We start from the raw sequence: 18,629 nt of genomic DNA, 5'->3' as shown, positions 1-18,629 counted from the left end.
TTATTATGACAGCTATTATTAATTGAGCATAATGTGGCATAGGTATCGACTTAAATCAATTTTTAGATAGCCATTAGAGCAGTACCAACATGTCCAAATAATGATGCACAACAAATATCATAGAAAGTTTGGTATGTGCAGGTGTAGCGTGTAATATTGCTTATACAGTTTGAGACAGTCGAACCATAATGCTCATGATAATATTGATTGATTTTGAACACTATTTGAACACTGTACTGGCAGTTTTTGACGAATTTTAGGGGCTATTATTAGGACGCTATAATCGAAAAATATCCAACAGGCATTATTAGTGATAAACATGCTAACGCATAGAAAGAGTGACATTTATAGGCAGCGAGATATTTAAGCACTTTTGATCTTTATAAAACAAATAATATTATTAACGCAAAATAACTAGGGATACATGATGAAAAAACAACCAGCACAGTGGTTACTCAGTGCAGCGTCAGTGGGCATCGCCGGTATTATTCTTACCCAGAGCTATGGAACGGCAGTCGCCGATACCAACACTGAAAGCTTCGTACAAACTCCCGAACAAAAAGTCACCACTCGCCAAGTAGCGGCATTGCTGGACCGTAGTCATTATCTGAATCAGCCGCTTGACAGCAAAACGGGTAGCGAGATTCTATCCATGTATATTGATAGCCTTGATCCAAACCATACTTTGTTTTTACAGTCCGATGTCGATGAGTTTAAGAAAAAATATGCCGATGACTTCGGTGCTCGTCTCAAACGAGGCGATTTATCTGCAGGCGTAGATGTTTTCGAGCGATATCGCAAACGTTCAAATGAGTATTTTGCGATGGCAAGTAAAATGCTAAAAACGAAGATCGACTTGACTGGCAAAGACACCATCGTACTCGACCGTGAAAAGCTCAATCATTTCAAAACCAAAAAAGAGCAACGTGACTACTGGACACGTCAGCTAAGATTTCAGTTGATGAGTATTACGCTGGGACAAGAAGATGAAAAAGCTAAAGAAGAAGTGTTTTTAAGCAATCCAGATATTACGCGTGGACAAGACTTGGTACGTAATGATCAGCGGACGCCAAGCGAGATTCTACAGAATCGTTTGTCACGTCAGCAAGAGCAGTTCAAGCGTCTCACAGATGATGAGATCATGGAAACGGTCTTGAATACAGCAATGCTGACTTACGATCCACACAGTAATTACTATGCACCGATTCAGGCGACTGAGCTGCAAATTCAATCTAGTTTACAACTAGAAGGAATTGGCGTTTCTATCCGTCCAGACCGTAAAAACCCAGATTATACTCGAATTGTCACTTTAGTAGATGGCGGTCCAGCAGCTAAATCTGGACAAATCAAGCCAAATGATTTGATCGTTGGTATCGCAAAAGACGGTGAAACCATGACCGATGTGGTTGGCTGGTCAACGCGTGAGATTGTGAGTTTGATTCGTGGTAAGCGCGGAACCTCAGTGACCATCAAAGTACGCCAGCCTAATACCCCTGATGCTAGCGCCCGTAACGTCACGGTCGTCCGTGATATTATTCAACAAGAAGAATCAGGTGTTACCCATCGCGTGGTAGAAGTACAGCGTCCTAATGTTGATAAAACACCAAAACGTATCGGTGTCCTTGAGATTCCAAGTTTTTATCTGAATTATCAAGCCCGCCGTAACGGTGAAGACTACCGTAGTGTCAGTATCGATACCGAAAAAGCACTAAAAGCGCTCAATAAAGAAAACATTGATGGTTTGGTTGTCGATCTACGTAATAACCCAGGTGGCTCATTAGATGAAGTCGCTAGAATGCTTGGCTTCTTTATTAAGAGCGGGCCGATGGTGCAAATTCGTGACAATCGCGGCAATATTCAAGTCTACCGTGACGATGATGGTGGTGAGCAACTTTATAGTGGCAACATGACGGTCATTACCAACTTAGCATCTGCTTCAGCCAGTGAGATATTTGCGGCTGCTATTCAAGATTATGGCCGTGGTCTGGTCGTCGGTAGTACGACGACAGGTAAAGGCTCTGCCCAAATTCAATTGGATAGTTTGGCGCTAGGCTCAGCTACTTTAACGCAGCGTAAATTCTACCGTATTACTGGTGGTAGTACGCAGAATAAAGGCGTGGTGCCTGATGTTGAACTGGTCAATATCTATGATGACGCTACCTTTGGTGAGCGTGCACAGAAAAAAGCCTTACCGTGGGATACTATCAAAACAGCCCCTTATAAGCCTGAAGGCAAGTTTACCAACGATACATTAGCGACACTCAATCAACAATCCAAAATCCGTCAAGAGCAAAATCCACAGTTTGTTTATTTATCAGCGCTAAATGATATTCGTGATATGGAAGATGAGAAAAAACCTATCCAACTCGATATCAATAGTCGCCGAGCCAAAATGCAACTGATTGAAAAACGTTCGTTGGAAGCTGAGAACAAACGTCTTATCGCAACTGGTGAGCGTCCTTATGCCAACTGGAATACTTATCAAGCGGCAATGGATGCAAAATTTGAAGAACGCAGTCGCATGAAGGCTAGTGAACGTCCAGAGTTACCTGAAGACGAAGCCTTCATCAATGAAGCCGCTTATGTCATGCTGAGCGCTGAACCGAAAGCGTTGCTTAGTCCTCAAGAGAAGCTATAAGCAACAGTGCTGTGAATGGCAAAAATGTATTATTCAAATCCATGTAAGCATATGCTTACATGGATTGACGTTTATACCTCTTACTAACCATGGGGCAATCTGCGATTATAACTGTACGGCACGGCTGAACGAAAAGGTTCATTGGTACTAGGGATTGGTATCTTACAGGTCGCATCAAGGATAGGTGGTTTGCTGGTTAGGGATGATAGGGCTGGATGCCCGAATAGTTATAAGATGCCCCGGGATTAGGTATCTTATAGCGATGACATGGATGGTTAGTGATAAAAGCCGCATAACGCTTGTCGTTATGCGGCTTTGTTACGTCTGGAGGATGGTAATCGATAGATTTTGGCTGAAGACCTATTAAACGGTCCACAGTCTCAGCAGTATTTTTTATAAATTGTGGGTATAAAAACAAGCACAAAAAAGGGTCAGTAGCGATAGCTACTGACCCTTTTTAGATTGAACGACAATCACATTAGTGACTTACCGCCTCATCCTTTCTTACTATTCTCTAGAAGAGATTAGTGCTCAACGCCACCAGCACCATGTACATGGCCATGGTTTAGCTCGTCTTCAGTTGCTGTACGTACTTCTTGGATTTCAACGTCAAACGTCAAACGCTTACCAGCCAATGGATGGTTTGCATCAACGGTTACTTCTTCATCGTTTACAGCAGTAACGGTAACTAGCATTACTTGGCCACCAGCTTCTGACTGAAACTGCATACCAGGTTGGATGTCTTCAACGCCTTGGAAGTTGTCACGTGGTACGTGTTGTACTGCTTGCTCTTGATACTCGCCGTAGCCATCAGCAGGTTCAACAACTGCATTGACTTGTTCGCCAGCAGATTTACCTTCTAGCTGTTGCTCTAGGCCTGGGATGATGTTGCTATGGCCATGCAAATAAGCAAGTGGTTGACCTTCTGGTGATTGGTCAAGAATGTTGCCTTCGTCGTCTTTTAGTGTGTAATTGAATTTGACGGCGGTATCTTTTGCGATAGTAGTCATAAATTATCCTAAATATATCTGTGTAAAAAATTAAATACGGTTGCAATAAACCTAAAAAATCCAATTAGCAGGCCAAATAGCCACGTCATGAGTCAATTATCATCAGTTTATTAAAGTAACTTTAGCAGTTAGCATCTTTAATTGAGATGGCACATATAACTTTCAAGGTAAAAACAAGAAAAAATGCCATTTAATCTCAATAAATGTCACATTTTATTAAAATAAACGGTGTTTTAAGCAGTTTAGAGTGAGCTATTGGGTATTCGTGGTTTGGCGGTTGCGTTTTTGAGTAAGGGCTTCTAACATAATGATAAAAACAAGGATGAAAAAGACAATGACTTCCGTTACCACTACTGCAAATAACCAATTCATAGATAGCAATACCAACAATAACGATGTGAACAATACCAACGCAAGCGCTGATATCAGTTATCGCTTCAATTTTGATCGTTTCTTTGAGCATTTGATCGATGTATCGCTGAGCTTTACGGCAACGGCCAATTCTCCTCAGCTTTGGTTGCCAGCATGGATACCGGGCAGTTATCTGATGCGTGAGTTTGCCCGCAACATCACCGCCGTGCACTATCAGGTGTTAGATAGTCAAGCAACGGATAGCAAAACAACTAGCCAAACAACAGATAGTGACACACCACTTAAGACTTATCGTGCGCAGAAAACAGATAAACATACTTGGCAGCTACCTCAAGTAGAGGTAGGGCAGACAGTAGAGGTTAACTATGAAGTGTACTGTTATGATCTGTCGGTACGTACTGCCTATGTTGATCAGCAGCGTTTGTACGGCAATTTCACCTCGCTTGCATTGGCAGTTGAGGGGCAAGAGCATACGCCTGTCAATGTGAGCTTAATTATTCCGGCCACGTTTTTTGCAGATAAAGAAGAAGCGCGTGTCGTTCTGGCATCTGGTTTGAAATCTACGCATCTAAAACTTGACGGTCAGCATGCTTATAGGCTACAAGCAGATAGCTATCACGAGATAATCGATTATCCTTTTGAAATCGCAGAGCAAGATAAGTTTGATTTTATTATTCAAGATAACGAACATCAGACGCTACATCATAGTTTTTACCTCGCTGGTAAGCATAATGCCAATATGGGCAGATTACAGCAAGATATCACTCAGATTTGCCAGACGTATTTAGGCTGGCTAGGTGATGCACCTTTCCATGATTATACGTTTATGACGTTTGCCAGTGGTCAAGATTATGGTGGCCTTGAGCATATCAATTCTACCAGCTTGATTACCCCGCGCCGTGACTTGCCAAGTATTGATGAGCCAAAGATACCCAGCACAGATTATCAGCGGTTTTTAGGTTTATGCAGCCATGAGTATTTTCATTCATGGTGGGTCAAAACAGTACGCCCTGATGTCATGCTAGAGGTTGATTTGCGCCGTGAGGCTTTCACACCGTTACTTTGGGTGTTTGAAGGTTTTACGTCTTATATCGATGACTTTATGTTGCAAGCGTCAGGTGTGATTGACAAATCAAGCTATCTAAAACTATTGGCGGAACAAATAAATCGCTACTATCAAACCGCTGGGCGTGCGTATCAAAGTGTCGCAGAGTCGAGCTTTGATGCTTGGATTAAGTTATACCGCAATGACGAAAATACGGGTAATGCGGGTATTAGCTATTACAATAAAGGAGCGCTGGTTGCATTATGTTTGGATTTGACGCTGCTACAAAAGAGTGCTGGTCGCTATCGTCTGTTTGATGTGGTCAAGGCCTTTTATACTCAAGCCAAGCAAAATGATAACAAGCGTGTTGGCATCAGTAGTGCTGATATGGGTGCGGTCATTGGGCAGTTTATGCCAGTAGAGGATTGGGAAAATTTTGAGCATCGTTATGTCAATGGTGTTGAAGAATTACCAATTGAAGCGCTGTTGGCTGCCAATGGTACTAACATGCGTACTAATACCAAAGAGACCGCGGATAAGCATGTGCCGTGGGGCATGCGTTGTACTGAAACGCCCGCCGGACTAAAGGTTAATCGCGTACAGCGTGATAGTGCGGCTGCCAGAGCTGGGATTTCAGCCCATGATGTCATTGTGGCGATTGACGGCATTAAAGCGGATAGTAAACAGTTGGCTTCGCTTAGCAATGCAGCACATAGTGTTGAATGTTACTTGTTTCGCCGCGATGAGTTAATATATGTCAATGTACTGCCGAAAGCAGCTATGGAAGTACAACAGTCAGCCAGTGCTGATAAGAGTACGAATGATGTTAATGAAACGGCATTCCCGCATAAAGTAAGTCTGCACTTAGCAAAAGAGGATATAGCGTCAAGAGCCAGTGATGAGAATTCTTCAGGTAATGCGGGCTGGCAACCATGGCTTAATGCGATAGAGCGTTATCATAATTAAGGGCATTGAGTTGAGTGCATTAATTTAAGTATTATTTATTTTAGTCACTTTGCCTAAGTATTCTGTTTGGATATTCATACAAAATAAAAACCCCTGTTAAATGATCATATTTGACAGGGGTTTTGCGTTATACGCTATCGGTATATTTTGGGGTTTTCTTAAAACATCAGAAGTAACTCAGTCTCTAAGAGTCAGGTGTTTCAGTTTTTGCGTCTACTTCACCTTCATCAAGCTTATCTTCTGTACTTTCATCTGTTTGAGAGTCTGCAATCCAATTTTGCATCCGTTTGATTTCGGGTTGCTGAGTGTCGATGATATCTTGTGCCAGTTGACGCATCTCTTCGTCAGTACCATATTTCAGCTGGATAGTGGCCATTTCTACTGCGCCCAGATGATGCGGTAGCATGCCGCGCGTGAATGCCATGTCAGGGACAGGATCGGCAATACCTAATACCATCTCACCATTCAAGACATCCATACTTCTAGCATAGGCTTGTTGCATAGCTTCGGTATTGGGTTTAGGTTTGGCTGTATCAGGGTGGCTGGCAAGCCATTTATTCAAAATATCGATTTCAACTTGTTGAGCGTCAATAATCTCTTGGGCAAGCTGACGTACTTTTTCATCAGTACCATATTTCAGCTGAATTTTTGCCATATCTATCGCGCCACGGTGGTGCCCAAGCATGCTTTTAGCGAAGGCAGTGTCAGGGTCGTTGTAACCCATGCCGATCATCATTTCATCATGCATTCTAGTCATTGATTTTGTATAGTCTTTGAGCACATCAGTCATTTGGCTTTCGTCAATGATGTCTTCATTTTCCGCTAAATCATTAGCTTCGGCTTTATCTTGAGTCTCTGCTATATCAGTCACTGGCGTGGTGACTTCTTCGTCAGTGGTCGCTTCATTGTTTTCTGTTGTCGGCTGACAGGCACTCAGTATGAGCGCAGCAGAAATACTGGTGGCCAACAATAAAAAACGATGAGAAGCAATCATGATGTATTCCTAGAATAAAAATTTAATAATAAATGAATGAAACCTATTGCAGACAACCACTCATGTTTCGAAGCTTAGCAGATAAACCTTACCCGTTCGAGACGCTATGTTTAATAGGTCGTAATATATCTAGGAGATTTTATATCAGGTTAAAGTAAACTCTGATAATTTTTCCATCATATTTCTCTGCATAAACGGGATACATACCATCTCCTAAGACTGTTTTTACAGCTATTCCTGCACCTTCATGTCCTAGTTTGAAAGGCAATGCGCCATAACCTTTTTCTGATAGCGTTGAGTAACAAGCGCCTGCATATGAGAAGTCAACTCTATCAGAGTAGTCAATCTCTATTTCCTCTAACCTTCCAGAAGCTATGAGCTCATTAACCGTTTCGCTAAAACCATCAATTTTGTCTTCATAATTAGAGAAATCTTTTCTGAATTGATAAATGGAAGCAGTTTCCTTGTCCTTTAGCAAGCGGATATCCTCGAATTGAGTATCTTGCCATTCTGAATCGATATAGCATGGATCTGTTATCATCAACTGACCACTATCAACTGCAACAACTCCCATTTCTTCAATTTCATATTTAGCGTCAGATGAAAATAATCTAAACTCAACATCTTCTTCTTCGAGGTCAAGATCTAGAAGCTCCATTGTTTTTCGAATATCTCTAGATTTTTCGACTTCACTTCTCAATCGGTTTATCTCTTGAGTTTTCAATTTTAGTTCGTCAGTATGCTTTTGCTTGTCATGATTCAGCCTTAAAACCTCTTCCTCTCTGATCTTTATCCTTTCGTTAAGAATCTTCTCTATGTTCTCTGGGCTTTTCTTCTCAAGTTCAGAGTTTTTATCCTTTAAGAAAAAAATATTTTTTTCTACAGTTTTAATTTGCTCATCTTTTGAGGTAATGGTTGATTTCAATTTTTTGATATAGGCACTATATATCCAACCTGCAACCAATAATGCAAAAGCATTAACCCCTAGCTGTAGGTGGTTCAATATTTCTTCCAAAATAAAATCCTCATTAATTTTAAAATTTTGATAGCGAGCATGTATATTTTTCTAAAATCCAAAGATTGACTATATTCAAATCAAACAATAAGTAGTTAAGCTATTTACTTCTGACAATTATGATTTTAGTAATCTAGCAAACCAGCTATCAAGTAATACTCAACTGCTTACAGCGCTCACTATCCAAATGAACTCGTATAGACTCGCCAACCGCTAATTCGCCCAGCTCAAAACCTGCAACTGACCAACGTATCAAACGTAAGCAAGGCAGCCCCACATGTGCAGTCATGCGCCTTACTTGGCGATTTTTACCTTCATAAATAGTCAACATCAACCATGAGTCTGGCACACTTTTACGCTCACGTATCGGTGGGTCACGTTGCCAGAGTGGCATTGGCAATTCATCTTCACTGACATGCTTAATCTCAGCAGGCAGGGTTTTGCCATCTTTGAGAATCACACCTTTTTGGAGCTTACTAAGCTGCTCAGGCGTAGGGATACCTTCAACTTGTACTAAATACGTCTTGCCTTGTTTCCGCCCAGCATTGGCTTTGGGTGGATGGGTAATTGCTTTATTTACTCGACCATCATCAGTCAGAATCAGCAAACCTTCTGAGGTCGCATCAAGTCTGCCAGCCACGCGCAATGATTTGTCCGTAAAATACTCCGATAGCGTGGTGTGGTTGTTATTACTGTCATCTCTGAACTGACTTTGCACGCCATAAGGCTTATTGAATAGTACGAGACTAGAGGTCGACATAAACAGCTATTTCCTAAATATAAATGAGTCAGTATTACTTACTATCCAAATGATGATACACCCTAACATTCAAAATAAAAATGAGCACACACCCTGAGTATAACGTGTCCTGCTAAAAAATAAGACGGTACGAGCTAGGAGCTTCCATTTCATCCGTATTTTGATAGGCTTGTCATGTTTTTTGGATACTATATATTTTTCTAATTAAGATAAGCGTCTATTATAAAGTGTTTTTCTATTGTTCACAGGGCCACTCATGTTTTTTGCTGAGATGATAAGAGGGCATCGGCTGTACGACGGCACCCGGAAAAGGGCTCTACAATATAATCGTTCCAATACAACTTGGATATGCTATGAAAGACCATAAAAAACACCTCAACGCACTAAAGCGGTTGAGGTGTTTTATTTGCTAAGACTTAAACTTGCTTAATCGCTTTTGGATATAAACCCCAACAGCGATTAAGCTTAATGGTCTAAGTGCAATCGCTTAAAATTATAGCGATGCCAGTGTTTCGTTAAACAAAGCACTTGGACGCATGGCTTTCTTAGCCAATTCTTCATCGGCATAGTAGTAGCCTTTGATATCTACAGGCCTGCCTTGAGCTTGGTTAAGCTCTTTGACGATAGCTTCTTCGCTGTCTTTGAGCTTTTGCGCAAATGGTGTAAATTGTGCTTTTAGCTCGCTATCTTGATCTTGTGCTGCCAGCTCTTCAGCCCAGTACATGGCCAGATAGAAGTGACTACCACGGTTATCTAATTCACCTGTTTTGCGTGATGGTGATTTATCATTTAACAGCAGTTTTTCGGTCGCTGTATCTAGTGTGTCAGCCAATATTTTGGCTTTAGCATTGTTATCGTTCTCGGCTAAATGCTCCAAAGATACGGTCAAGGCTAAGAACTCACCCAATGAATCCCAACGTAAATGGTTTTCTTCTACGAGCTGCTCAACGTGTTTCGGAGCTGAACCACCTGCACCCGTTTCAAACAGACCACCACCTTTCATTAGTGGTACGACTGATAGCATCTTGGCACTGGTGCCTAGCTCTAGAATTGGGAACAAGTCAGTTAGGTAATCACGCAAGATGTTACCAGTAGCAGAGATAGTATCCAGACCACGAGCAACGCGCTCTAGGGTATAACGCATGGCACGAACTTGTGACATGATCTCAATGTGTAGACCTGTAGTGTCATGATCCTTCAAGTAAGTCTGAACTTTTTTGATCAGCTCATTCTCATGTGGACGATATGGGTCTAACCAGAAGATAACAGGCGTGTCTGATTCGCGCGCACGGCGAACAGCCAGTTTCACCCAATCTTGGATAGGGTCATCTTTAACCTGACACATGCGCCAGATATCGCCTTTTTCAACACGTTTTTCGAGCAATACTTCATCAGTATCTACGTCAACAATACGTGCAATACCAGCATTGCTCGACTCAAAAGTCTTGTCGTGTGAGCCGTACTCTTCTGCTTTTTGTGCCATCAAGCCAACGTTAGGGACAGTACCCATCGTCGTTGGATCAAAGTTACCATGCCATTTGCAGAAATTGATCATTTCTTGATAAATACGGGCAAAGGTAGATTCAGGCATAACGGCTTTACAATCATATAGTTTGCCATCGGCGCCCCACATTTTACCACCATTACGAATCATAGCAGGCATTGATGCATCTACGATAATGTCGCTTGGAGAATGGAAGTTGGTGATACCTTTTGAAGAATCAACCATGGCCAGACGTGGGCGATGCTCTTGACAAGCATGCAAGTCTTGCTCAATCTCTTCGCGCTTTGAGGCTGGCAAAGTTGCAATTTTGTCAAACAAATCAGCCATGCCGTTGTTGACGTTGATACCCAACTCGTCAAACGTAGCGCCATGCTTTGCAAAGGCTTCTTTGTAGTAGATACGAACCGCGTGACCAAATACGATAGGGTGTGAAACCTTCATCATGGTTGCTTTTACGTGCAGTGAGAACAAAATTCCTGCCTCACGGCAATCTTCCATTTCACGCTCATAGAATTCTAGCAGCGATTTTTTGCTCATGACCATTAGATCGATGACTTCTTTGTCTTGTAGCGCAATTTCAGGTTTTAAGACCTTGTTAGTGCCATCATCAAGCAATAAGTCCATACGTACAGTACGGGCCTTATCTAAGGTTATGGATTGCTCACCATCGTAGAAGTCGCCGCCATGCATGTGCGAAACGTGCGTGCTTGACCACTGTTTCCATTCGCCCATAGAGTGCGGATGTTTGCGAGCATAGTTTTTGACGGCTTTAGGAGCGCGGCGGTCTGAGTTACCCTCGCGCAAAACAGGGTTAACCGAACTACCTAAGCTTTTACCATAACGCTTACGTAACTCTTTTTCTTCGTCAGTCTGTGGGTCTTCAGGAAAGTCAGGTAACGCAAAGCCTTTGCTTTGCAGCTCTTTGATCGCAGCTTTAAGCTGTTGCACAGAGGCACTGATGTTTGGCAGTTTAATGATGTTGGTGTTTGGATCTTGTGTCAGACGACCAAGCTCAGCCAAATTGTTTGGTACGCGTTGCTCTTCCGTCAAATATTCTGGGAATTCAGCCAATACTCGCGCTGCAACAGAGATATCAGTTGTCTCAACAGCAATCCCTGCCGTTTTGGTAAACGCTTCAACAATAGGCAAGAATGAAAGGGTTGCTAGAGCAGGGGCCTCATCAGTTTTTGTATAGATAATTTTTGACATTGTAATCGGGTATCCCTTTAGTTGTCGTTAAAAATAATACGTACACATAAATTCGAATATCGTCGGATGATACTATGCAACAACGAACTATGTGGTTAGATCAAGTACATCATATGTGGTCTCAGAAATATTGAAGACCATTTAAATTTTTCTTTTACGCACGTCTATTAGCGTTCATCAAACAGGCCTCTTAAAACAGTACGATGCTTTGACTGCCTATACAAAAGGGCTTGAAGGTGAACTGCTGACTTCATATTATAGTTAATCCACTATAAATCGGCTATGATGTCAATCTTGTATAATGAACTAAGTATACTGTTTTCGCTCATATCCTATGTATCTGAATTATATTAAGCTAATAACAACCTTATTCTACCAGTCATCAGCTTCGATATCATCTTTTCCATGCAACTACTGTCTTTTCTTGAGCTTTTATATTGAGATGGAGAATAGGATAGTAAGCATCATTATAAAACATAGCCACCTCTATTATAGTAGGTGGTTTTTTATTGCATATAGATGAATTTTTGCAAATTGTGACAGCAAACTATCAAAAATTTGCTAGGCTAGGTCACTAATCAATCGGTTATCGATAAATATATAGCGACTATAATAATGACAAACAGTATGAGTTTAGAGTATGCGCTGATTAATGATACCAGTTGGCAGAACCAAGCAGACTGGCAAACACCAGATACGCCTTTTATGTCATTTGCCTTTTGGCAGGCGCTGGCAGACACGGGTGCGATAGGTGAGCAGGCAGGTTGGTTGCCAATATTTATCTTGGTACATCGTGTCGCCGATTATGCTGATAGCGGCGACAGCAACGACAAAGAAGACAGCAACGACAAAGAAGACAGCAATGGCAATGCAATAGACGGTATAGAAGGAAGTGCATTGCATCCTGTTGCGGTATTACCCGTATTTATAAAGGGTCATCATCGCGGTGAGTTTGTGTTTGATCATGCATGGGCAGAAGCCTATGCACGCTATGGCATTGATTATTATCCGCGATTGGTCAGCAGCGTTCCTTATACACCGATTACGGGTCAGCGCTTGTGGTTGGCCACAGGTGAAACCTTAAACGAAGATATTATAAAAACAGCTATCGCAGGTGTTGATGATATTGCTCAACAAGTAGGTGCATCTAGCTGGCATGGACTGTTTGTCACGCCTGAGCTTGCCTCTGTCGCGACCGCAGCGCTGCCGACAGATATCGATATAGAACAGACGTTAGCAGCCCAAGATAATGGTTTAGAGCCAACCGAAATTGAGATGCCCATATTGGAGCGTCAAGGCTGTCAGTTCTTGTGGCAAAATAAAGACTTGCTGCAAGACAGTCAGCCATTCGCAGATTTTGATGCATTTCTAATGACGCTAAAAGCCAAAAAACGTAAAACGATCCGTGCTGAGCGTCGCAAAGTTGCTGAGCAAAATATAAGCTGTCAGCGTAAGTGTGGGGCGGATATTACCGATGCCGATTGGAAAGCGTTTTATCATTGTTATGTGATGACGTATGCAGTGCGTGGTCAACAGCCTTATCTAACGATAGATTTTTTTATGGCATTAGCACAGAGCATGCCTGAGCATTTGATGCTCGCCCAAGCATTAAATGATAATGGCGAAATCATTGCTAGCAGTCTGTTCTTGTACGATAATGCTGATAGCGACAATGGTGATGTTGATGAGAATGCGACCTTATATGGGCGCTATTGGGGGGCGCTAGGTGAGTATGACAGTTTACACTTTGAGCTGTGCTACTATCAGGGTATCGAGTTTGCCATTGAGCAAGGTCTGACGTATTTTGATCCGGGTACGCAAGGGGAGCATAAACTGATTCGTGGTTTTATCCCGACCACGACGCACTCGCTGCACCGTATCTATGATCCACGTTTTGTACCCGCGATTGCAGATTTTTGTCGCAAAGACCGTGAGCATATGGCGCAATATCGTCAGCAGGCATTTGAGGCCTTGCCATTTAATGCGGACAATATGCCAGAGTTTGATACGAACCATTAGTATCAGCCTTTCCTATTTAATACTTCACAATTAGCCGTTAACTATGTCCAGTACTCAAACGTCTTGTTTTAGCAATATGTCACCTCCTAGTGAGCTACTATCGTGGCTCAACGCCAAAGGCTCTCTCACTGCTATGTTGGAAGTAAAAGCAGGGCAGCCCTTGCGTGTAGAGCGCAGTTTTGAGGGCTATCAGCAGCTGTCTCTGATACAAAAGCAGCAATTGGGCCTGCAGGGTGCTGCGCTTAATCGTCCGATGTTGGCTTGGGTGCGTGAGGTACAGCTTTATGGCAATGATGAATTACCATGGGTAGATGCACAAAGTATCTTTCCGCTATCCAGTCTAAAAGGCCGCGCCCGCCGTCTACAACAGCTCAAAGGCACACCCATCGGTTATGTGCTATTCAAGCGCAGCCGAACATTACCTAATCAGCGATTTATTCAGCAAACTGCCACAGGTTGGCAACGGCAAACCCGTTATGATTGGTATGGTCGTACGCTAATGATCAGTGAAACGTTCCTTCCTGCATTTTTATCTAGCGACTGTTAAAAATATTTTATGCTTATATACGTGTAAAACGGCCTGTTGCCAAGAATTCATAGCAGGTAAATCCTTTATTTTATTGGCTATTTATCTGTGTTATATGGTCATTTAATTCCCTCATCTTAAGGTGAGGTTTTTTTGCGTTCGCAGCACAAATTTTCATGTTACACTTAATCTTTAGCGATGATATCGGTGCATACGTGTATCGAATTTATTGCCGAATTGGACAACTTCATGGCGGGCCACTCGCCTGCATTTATTCTTATTTTAATCTCTGCTAATAGACCCCATTCACAATAATGGTCATGCCATAAAACAGATTGCCGAAAAACGATAGATTGCTGAAAAAAAGTGCAGAGGTATCACGCGTACTTCTAGCGACGTTGATGCAGTAGTTGTTTTATTGTGGGCAGGCTATAAGCTTCTTTTAAATGACATTTTTTCAATGACAGTCACTACTTAGGACATTAAATATGTTTAAAAATATCTCTCTTCAAAGTTTTGATCCAGTACTTGCTGAAGCGATGGCCGCAGAAAGCGTTCGTCAAGAAAATCACATTGAGCTTATTGCTTCTGAAAACTACTGCTCACAAGCAGTGATGGAAGCGCAAGGTACTGACCTAACCAACAAATACGCTGAAGGCTATCCTGGTAAGCGTTATTATGGTGGTTGTGAGCATGTGGACGTTGTAGAGCAACTGGCTATTGACCGTGCTAAAGAATTGTTCGGTGCAGAGTATGTGAACGTTCAACCACATTCTGGTAGCCAAGCAAACTCAGCTGTATTTTTAGCATTGCTAGAAGCAAATGACACGGTATTGGGCATGAGCCTAGATGCTGGTGGTCACTTGACTCATGGCGCGCACATCAACTTTTCAGGCCTGAACTACAATGCCGTACAGTACGGATTAGTAGATGGTACTGGTCTTATTGATTATGACCAAGTAGACGCTCTAGCACGTGAGCACAAGCCTAAAATGATTATTGCTGGTTTTTCGGCATATTCGCAAGTAGTTGATTGGCAGCGTTTCCGTGACATCGCGGACGAAGTAGGCGCTTACCTGTTAGTCGATATGGCTCACGTTGCAGGCCTAGTTGCTGGTGGTGTTTATCCAAACCCAGTACCTTTCGCTGATGTGGTTACGACTACCACGCACAAAACCCTACGTGGCCCACGCTCAGGTATGATTTTGGCACGTGATGAAGTACTTGCTAAGAAACTAAACTCTGCGGTATTCCCGGGCAACCAAGGTGGCCCATTGATGCATGTTATCGCTGCTAAAGCGGTTTGCTTCAAAGAAGCGTTAGAAGCCAACTTCTCTACTTATCAGCAGCAAGTGGTTAAAAATGCTAAAGCGATGGCAAAAGTCGTTCAAGATCGCGGCTACGAAGTTATCTCTGGCGGTACTGAAAACCATCTAATGCTGATCAGCCTAGTTAAGCAAGAAATGACGGGTAAAGAAGCGGACAAATGGCTTGGCGAAGCTCACATCACTGTGAACAAAAATGCCGTACCAAACGATCCAAAATCTCCGTTCGTAACGTCTGGTATCCGTATCGGTACACCAGCCATTACTACTCGCGGCTTCAATGAAGCACAAGCAGGCGAGTTGGCAGGTTGGATCTGTGACGTACTAGACAGCCGTGGTGATGAAGCGGTTGCTACTGAAGTACGCGGTAAAGTAGAAGCGATCTGTGCAGAATTGCCAGTTTACGAAAAAAACCAGTAAGCTCAAATCCGTACTGATTTAGCCAGCTCTGATTCAGAGTTGTACAAATAAAAAACCGCTTAGCTTTTGCTAGGCGGTTTTTCTTTTTTAATAAAAGGATAATTCGATGACGCTACGTATTCATGCCCTGTACCATGTTGATTTTGAAGAACTTAGCTATATTAAACAGTGGGCAGATAATCAAGGTCATAGCATTGCTGTCACTCGCTTTTACGAAAACTATTCATTGCCTTCTCAAGACAGTTTTGATTGGTTGATTATTATGGGCGGGCCAATGAGCATTCATGATGAAGCTGACTTTCAATGGCTAGCGGATGAGAAGGCCTTCATTCAGCAAAGTATCAAAGAAGGAAAAACAGTAGTTGGTGTTTGCTTAGGGGCGCAGTTAATAGCCGATAGTTTGGGGGCAAAAGTTGCTCCATCAGGTATAAAAGAGGTTGGTTGGATGCCAATTCAACTAACCAAACAAGGGCTAGAGCATCAGCTACTAAAAGATTTACCAAAGCAAGAGTTTACGGTTTTTCATTGGCATGGCGATGGTTTTGAGTGTCCTCAAGGTGCGACTGCAATTGCAAAATCAAACGCTTGGGACAATCAAGGTTTTATCTATCAAACGCCAAAACATAAAGAGTTAGGTACGTGGGTGCTTGGTTGGCAATGTCATTTTGAAGTGACTAAAAATAGTATGGTGGATATGGTGATGCATGGGCAGGATTATATACAAGACGCCATGACTGACTATCCTCACACAGTTCAAGCGGGGGATGAAATTATCGAGCTAGGGGACACGTATATTGCAGATAACAATGCATGGCTTTCTACAATGCTAGATAATCTAGTGAAGTATGGTTAAGGGTTTGTAGACGATAAAAGTCCGGTATAAATGAAAGGATTAAAATTTCAGAAAAGTAGAGAATGTAACGCAAACCTGTGTTGAGATTGTCATTTCGCCCTTTCAATGATACTTAGGTCTGTTGTTTATACTAAGAATAGCTACCGACATTTATTGATAATATAGTGAGCCTGACTGATTCTGGCTGTCAGCTTTAAAGTGCTAAGTTGATGTTTAATTGAGAAAAATATGCAAATGTTTTTGTTTATATAAAATTATTAGTATATAGTCGACATTGAACATTTAGTAATAATACTGATACAAAGTATAATAAATAATTACACTTTGTATCAGTATCGCTGTAAATGATTATATAAATATTATTTTCACTAAAGGAATTTATATGAAAAAACAATATTTAGTCGCAACGATCCTATTACTTAGTACTACTCTTGCGCAAGCAGAAGAACAATCAGGTTTAGCAGCATTTGGTGCTGGCCTTGATGGCTTTATGGCCAATATATTTGGCTGGTTCGTCGATCTTATTTTCTTTTCAGTACCTCTTGGTGAAGTAAGCTTTCCACTAATTGTAGGTTGGTTATTAGTTGCCGCATTAGTCTTTACCTTTTATTTTGGTTTTATTCAATTTCGTCATATAGGCCTGTCTTTAGATATTGTCAGAGGCAAATATACTGATCCAAACCCTGCTGTCAAAGAAGAAGGCGAGGTTAGCCATTTTCAAGCACTAGCCACTGCTTTGTCAGGTACGGTTGGTCTTGGTAATATTGCTGGTGTCGGTGCAGCACTCGCCATTGGTGGACCTGGTGCTACCTTTTGGATGATCATGGTTGGTCTGTTCGGTATGGCGACCAAGTTTGTAGAGTGTACGTTAGGTGTTAAATACCGTACGATCCTGCCTTCTGGTGCCGTATCAGGTGGACCTATGTATTACTTGAGCCGCGGTATGGCTGAACGTGGTATGGGTGGATTTGGTAAGGTGTTAGCCGTCGGTTTTGCCCTTATGTGTATATTGGCGACCTTTGGTGCTGGTAACATGTTTCAGGGTAACCAAGCCTTTGCAGTTATGAGCTCTACTTTTAGCATTCCAACGGATTACAGTATATTCTTTGGTATTGGCTTAGCGTTTTTGGTCGGTATGGTTATCATTGGTGGTATGCCGCGCATTGCAACCGTTACCGAAAAAGTCGTGCCTTTTATGGCTTTATTGTATATCACAATGAGTGTCATCGTACTGGTTGCAAACTTTAATCATATCGGCGCTGCGTTTGGCGAGATTTTCACGGGTGCCTTCACTGGTGCTGGCGTGGCTGGTGGCTTTATTGGCGCGTTAATTCAAGGTTTAAAACGTGCAACTTTCTCTAACGAAGCAGGTGTTGGTTCAGCCGCTATTGCTCACTCAGCGGTAAAAACGAAAGAGCCTGCTACTGAAGGTTTAGTAGCGCTGCTAGAGCCTTTCATTGATACGGTTGTTATCTGTACTATGACGGCGCTCGTTATTACTATCTCTGGGGTGAACACTGTCGCAAACTTGCAAACCCAAGCGCTTACTGGTGTGGATCTAACCCGTGCTGCCTTTATGGAAACGGCGCCTATCTTCCAGTATTTCCTAGCTGTCGCGGTATTATTGTTTGCTTTTTCAACGATGATCTCATGGTCATATTATGGTCTAAAAGCTTGGACTTACCTCTTTGGCGAAGGTAAAGGCGGCGAGATGATATACAAACTTATCTTCTTAGTCTTCGTTGTTATCGGTACCATCGTACAGTTTAGCTTTGTTATCGACTTCTCAGATGCGGCTCTGTTCGCTATGGCGATCTTTAACATCATCGGTCTATACTTCTTGATGCCAATTGTGAAAAAAGAGGTTAATTCTTTCATAGCTCGTGTGAAAAGTGGTGAAATTAAAAAGTATAAATAATGAGTTTGATTGAACACTTTATTATAACTTGATAATTAAAAAAGCCCGCCAAGAT

General features: G+C 42.1%; 12 protein-coding genes. 7 read left to right on the top strand and 5 right to left on the bottom strand.

Annotated features, from left to right (window positions below):
• The first annotated feature begins 427 nt into the window (after nucleotides 1-427).
• Nucleotides 428-2,638, top strand: coding sequence for a carboxy terminal-processing peptidase (locus DFP82_RS00675; RefSeq protein WP_110921809.1), 2,211 nt, complete (start codon nucleotides 428-430; stop codon nucleotides 2,636-2,638).
• A 524-nt stretch (nucleotides 2,639-3,162) separates the two neighbouring features.
• On the opposite strand, the gene DFP82_RS00670 is transcribed toward DFP82_RS00675, so the two are convergent.
• The gene (locus DFP82_RS00670) at nucleotides 3,163-3,648 is read right to left on the bottom strand and encodes an FKBP-type peptidyl-prolyl cis-trans isomerase (protein ID WP_110921808.1); all 486 of its coding nucleotides are present in this window, start codon (nucleotides 3,646-3,648) and stop codon (nucleotides 3,163-3,165) included.
• 334 nt (nucleotides 3,649-3,982) lie between these two features.
• Between DFP82_RS00670 and DFP82_RS00665 the strand changes: the two genes are divergently transcribed.
• Complete coding sequence (locus DFP82_RS00665; protein ID WP_110921807.1) at nucleotides 3,983-6,031, top strand: M61 family metallopeptidase; 2,049 nt, start codon at nucleotides 3,983-3,985, stop codon at nucleotides 6,029-6,031.
• A 184-nt stretch (nucleotides 6,032-6,215) separates the two neighbouring features.
• Here the strand turns inward: DFP82_RS00665 and copM are convergent, their stop codons facing one another.
• From copM to DFP82_RS00645, 4 genes are all read right to left on the bottom strand, one after another.
• Complete coding sequence (gene copM / locus DFP82_RS00660; RefSeq protein WP_110921806.1) at nucleotides 6,216-7,025, bottom strand: CopM family metallochaperone; 810 nt, start codon at nucleotides 7,023-7,025, stop codon at nucleotides 6,216-6,218.
• Between the two features lie 139 nt (nucleotides 7,026-7,164).
• Nucleotides 7,165-8,040: a hypothetical protein gene (locus DFP82_RS00655; protein ID WP_110921805.1), complete on the bottom strand. Its 876-nt coding sequence runs from the start codon at nucleotides 8,038-8,040 to the stop codon at nucleotides 7,165-7,167.
• 148 nt (nucleotides 8,041-8,188) lie between these two features.
• The gene (locus tag DFP82_RS00650) at nucleotides 8,189-8,800 is read right to left on the bottom strand and encodes a pseudouridine synthase (protein ID WP_110921804.1); all 612 of its coding nucleotides are present in this window, start codon (nucleotides 8,798-8,800) and stop codon (nucleotides 8,189-8,191) included.
• 493 nt (nucleotides 8,801-9,293) lie between these two features.
• The gene (locus DFP82_RS00645) at nucleotides 9,294-11,513 is read right to left on the bottom strand and encodes an NADP-dependent isocitrate dehydrogenase (protein ID WP_110921803.1); all 2,220 of its coding nucleotides are present in this window, start codon (nucleotides 11,511-11,513) and stop codon (nucleotides 9,294-9,296) included.
• A 627-nt stretch (nucleotides 11,514-12,140) separates the two neighbouring features.
• On the opposite strand from DFP82_RS00645, the gene DFP82_RS00640 reads away from it, so the two are divergent.
• From DFP82_RS00640 to DFP82_RS00620, 5 genes are all read left to right on the top strand, one after another.
• Nucleotides 12,141-13,532 (top strand): GNAT family N-acetyltransferase, encoded by a 1,392-nt coding sequence (locus tag DFP82_RS00640; protein WP_110921802.1) that lies wholly within the window; start codon nucleotides 12,141-12,143, stop codon nucleotides 13,530-13,532.
• Nucleotides 13,533-13,575: 43 nt separating this feature from the next.
• Nucleotides 13,576-14,079 carry a chorismate--pyruvate lyase family protein gene (locus tag DFP82_RS00635; RefSeq protein ID WP_110921801.1) on the top strand — a complete coding sequence of 168 codons (504 nt, stop codon included), beginning with the start codon at nucleotides 13,576-13,578 and terminating at the stop codon, nucleotides 14,077-14,079.
• Between the two features lie 467 nt (nucleotides 14,080-14,546).
• On the top strand, nucleotides 14,547-15,803 hold the full coding sequence (glyA, locus tag DFP82_RS00630; protein ID WP_110921800.1) for a serine hydroxymethyltransferase: 1,257 nt from the start codon (nucleotides 14,547-14,549) through the stop codon (nucleotides 15,801-15,803).
• A 106-nt stretch (nucleotides 15,804-15,909) separates the two neighbouring features.
• Nucleotides 15,910-16,656: a type 1 glutamine amidotransferase gene (locus tag DFP82_RS00625; RefSeq protein WP_110921799.1), complete on the top strand. Its 747-nt coding sequence runs from the start codon at nucleotides 15,910-15,912 to the stop codon at nucleotides 16,654-16,656.
• 382 nt (nucleotides 16,657-17,038) lie between these two features.
• Nucleotides 17,039-18,574, top strand: coding sequence for an alanine/glycine:cation symporter family protein (locus DFP82_RS00620; protein WP_110921798.1), 1,536 nt, complete (start codon nucleotides 17,039-17,041; stop codon nucleotides 18,572-18,574).
• Nucleotides 18,575-18,629: the final 55 nt, after the last annotated feature.

This window comes from Psychrobacter fozii (assembly GCF_003217155.1).
In the GTDB taxonomy this organism is placed as follows: domain Bacteria; phylum Pseudomonadota; class Gammaproteobacteria; order Pseudomonadales; family Moraxellaceae; genus Psychrobacter; species Psychrobacter fozii.
The sequence above is the reverse complement of the archived record's forward strand: the minus strand, read 5'-3'. Positions and strand labels throughout refer to the sequence as shown.

What these genes read in the sequence shown, in the direction of transcription:
- DFP82_RS00645 (WP_110921803.1), bottom strand. Translation starts at nt 11,513, where the DNA reads ATGTCAAAAATTATCTATACAAAAACTGATGAGGCCCCTGCTCTAGCA.
- DFP82_RS00620 (WP_110921798.1), top strand. Translation starts at nt 17,039, where the DNA reads ATGAAAAAACAATATTTAGTCGCAACGATCCTATTACTTAGTACTACT.
- DFP82_RS00640 (WP_110921802.1), top strand. Translation starts at nt 12,141, where the DNA reads ATGAGTTTAGAGTATGCGCTGATTAATGATACCAGTTGGCAGAACCAA.
- copM (WP_110921806.1), bottom strand. Translation starts at nt 7,025, where the DNA reads ATGATTGCTTCTCATCGTTTTTTATTGTTGGCCACCAGTATTTCTGCT.
- DFP82_RS00675 (WP_110921809.1), top strand. Translation starts at nt 428, where the DNA reads ATGAAAAAACAACCAGCACAGTGGTTACTCAGTGCAGCGTCAGTGGGC.
- DFP82_RS00665 (WP_110921807.1), top strand. Translation starts at nt 3,983, where the DNA reads ATGACTTCCGTTACCACTACTGCAAATAACCAATTCATAGATAGCAAT.
- DFP82_RS00625 (WP_110921799.1), top strand. Translation starts at nt 15,910, where the DNA reads ATGACGCTACGTATTCATGCCCTGTACCATGTTGATTTTGAAGAACTT.
- DFP82_RS00650 (WP_110921804.1), bottom strand. Translation starts at nt 8,800, where the DNA reads ATGTCGACCTCTAGTCTCGTACTATTCAATAAGCCTTATGGCGTGCAA.
- DFP82_RS00635 (WP_110921801.1), top strand. Translation starts at nt 13,576, where the DNA reads ATGTCCAGTACTCAAACGTCTTGTTTTAGCAATATGTCACCTCCTAGT.
- DFP82_RS00670 (WP_110921808.1), bottom strand. Translation starts at nt 3,648, where the DNA reads ATGACTACTATCGCAAAAGATACCGCCGTCAAATTCAATTACACACTA.
- glyA (WP_110921800.1), top strand. Translation starts at nt 14,547, where the DNA reads ATGTTTAAAAATATCTCTCTTCAAAGTTTTGATCCAGTACTTGCTGAA.